Source organism: Aeromicrobium sp. (assembly GCF_014378035.1).
Lineage (GTDB): Bacteria > Actinomycetota > Actinomycetes > Propionibacteriales > Nocardioidaceae > Aeromicrobium.
In genome coordinates this window covers 1-2,702 of sequence record NZ_JACMOM010000114.1, presented here as the reverse complement: position 1 = coordinate 2,702, position 2,702 = coordinate 1, and the positions used below count along the sequence as shown (strand labels likewise).

Genomic DNA, 2,702 nt, shown 5'->3' with positions numbered 1-2,702 from the left:
TGACACGGCACGGGACATCGCGTATGTCGGTGGCATCGACCTCTGCCACTCGCGTCGCGATGACGCCGACCACCGAGGCGACCCGCAGGCCCTGAAACTGGCGCAGGAGTACGGTGCCACCCCGCCGTGGCACGACATCCAGGCCGCCATCTCCGGGCCGGCCGTCTACGACGTCGAAACGGTATTTCGAGAGCGATGGCAAGATCCGACACCACTCAACAGAAGCCCGATCAACGTCCTTACCGACCATCTGGAGTCCCTGGATCGCAGCCCCGATCCGCTCCCCGAGCAACAGCCTCCGCCGCCAGCGGTCGACGGCGGCACGCATGCAGTCCAGCTTCTGCGAACCTACCCCGACCTGCGGCTCGGCCGCGACTACGACTTCGCACACGGAGGCGAGCGCAGCGTCGCGCGAGGCTACCGCAAGGCCATCGCCAACGCGCGACAGATGATCTATGTCGAGGACCAATATCTTTGGGGCGCACGCATCGGCGATGTCTTTACCCGGGCACTACGTGAGAACAAGGGTCTGCATGTCATCGCGGTCGTGCCCATCCATCCCGACAAGGAGGGCTTCTCGAGGACGGCTCAACTACTCGGCCGTCGCCTTGCAATGCGTGAAATGCTCGCCGCCGCACCCGATCGTGTGGCCGTCTACGGTATCGAGAACCACGCCGGCACACCGGTTTATGTCCATGCAAAGACCTGCATCGTCGACGACACCTGGGCGACGATCGGTTCCGACAACTTCAATCGACGCTCGTGGACCCACGACTCCGAACTGTCGGCCGCGATCATCGATCTTGCCGACGACGCCGCATACGCGCGCGATCTGCGACTGACACTGGCCGCCGAGCACCTAGACCGCACTGGAACCCTCGAAGACTGTGTCGACCCGCACGGCATGTTCGCGGCCTACGCCGACTCCGCCGCTGAACTCGACCGATGGCACGCAAACGGCCGCGTGGATGAACGTCCCGCCGGCAGGCTGCGTCGCCTCGGGCCGCCGCGGATCGGCCCCCTCAAGCGCGCGCTGGCGGCGATACCGTACCGCGTGGTGCACGACCCCGACGGACGTCCCAGATCGATCCGCGGCACCGACCGCTTCTAACCCATCATTAGCGCAAGGAAGCGGGAAGGTCGCGACCGTGTGCCGATGCTGTCCCATTCCGCCGCGAAACCCCGAGTTCGCCTACGGCTGCGCACCATCCGGGCCAGTCGCTTTGGCCACGTCAGGTTCCTTGCCGGGGCAATCTGGGTTCGGACAGACGTCCGCGGCGAGCACGGTCACGGGTGACCCTTGGTTCCAGTCATTCGTCACCATCGAGTCGATGACCTCGGACTCAAGCTCAGTCCCGCACTGGGGGCAGTGAGTCGGCCACTCCACCTGATCGTCAACGTCGGAAGTCATGGGATCACGATACGCCGGTTAGCATCGACTGCGAGGTCACTCGTTCACCTGTTGCAGCGTCATTCCGCCGCGTCAGCTTCTTCAGATCGACGCGGTCCAGGGCACGACAGACGACTTGGAAAAGTCCTGTTCCTTGCTAGGTGCGAGGTTCTGGGGTTTCTCAGACTTGCCGATCGGTACTTGGGGTGCAGAAGGTAGCACTCAATCCGGTGGCGGCACGGGAACGGGCTATGTTCTTGCCCATGAGCGAATGGATCACCAAGGACAACGCCGATGTCGTTGTGGCATGGGCAACCAGCGCCGGAGTGGCTGTTGCACTTCTTGCCGCCCTCGCGGCCGTGCGCCAGCTAAGCATGATCCGGCGGGACTCCCGTGATCGCACCCGTCCCTATGTCCAGCTGGACGTTGTTCCCGGCCTGCAAGGGCTAGGTAGTTGGGACCTCATCATCGAGAACCGTGGCGCCTCAACTGCGCTCGAGGTTGTGGCCGACGCCGGCGACTTTCAGCCCCTGGACGCCGAGGACCACATTGCGTCGGTCATCGGCCAGTACTTGATGACGCCGAAGACGTTGGTGCCCGGAGCACGCCGCCGTGTCATGTGGGGTTATGAGCGCACTGACGTGAGTGCTCGGGCAGGAGTGCTCGAACCACGTGAGATCACTGTCTCCTACTTGGACGAGCGGAAGGCGCGCCGATGGTGGCGAAGGGGGCGGCCTTACACCGCGACCTTCACCGTCGGCGACGCTCTCGGACCTTCAGTCTTCCCGGCACCATTTGAAGGCCCGACTCCTAGCAGCAGCGACAAACTCGCCCACATCGACCGAGCACTTCGGACCCTCAACACCCACGTAGGCGAGTTGCGACGGTAGCGCGTCATTCCACCGCCAATGGACGTGTTCGACTTATCCGAGTGGACGAACGCGACACTCAACGGGATGCCTGCCGCTCCGGGCGGCGCGCACTAATTGCGCACTAATTGGCCGCGTCATGTTGCCAACTGCTGCAATTGAACGCAAGTCAACGCGCATCCTGCCTTCGGCGATTCCACTGCGATTTCAAGATCGGGCAGTTGATTATCGCTGCATCGGCCGTCGCCTTCTTTAGATCAGTCGTAATGAAAAGGTCGTCAGTTCGATTCTGACAGGCGGCACCACGAATTCCTTGCCTCAATAATTCGGGCCCATCCCCCCGGCGCCCCTCACTGGTTCAACCGGTGCAATGCGGTCTCGTCCGCGGGCGTTCCCAGGTAGTGAAGATATCTCTGGGTGGTCGTCAGATCGGCGTGTCCCAG

The 2,702-nt window shown here is 63.1% G+C and carries 2 protein-coding genes; both read left to right on the top strand.

What is annotated here, in order from left to right:
- The coding region (locus tag H7290_RS05650) for a phospholipase D family protein (RefSeq protein WP_290513039.1) at positions 1-1,111 on the top strand (1,111 nt) is incomplete at its 5' end.
- 542 nt (positions 1,112-1,653) lie between these two features.
- Positions 1,654-2,280, top strand: coding sequence for a hypothetical protein (locus H7290_RS05645; RefSeq protein ID WP_290513038.1), 627 nt, complete (start codon positions 1,654-1,656; stop codon positions 2,278-2,280).
- The last annotated feature ends 422 nt before the right edge of the window (positions 2,281-2,702 follow it).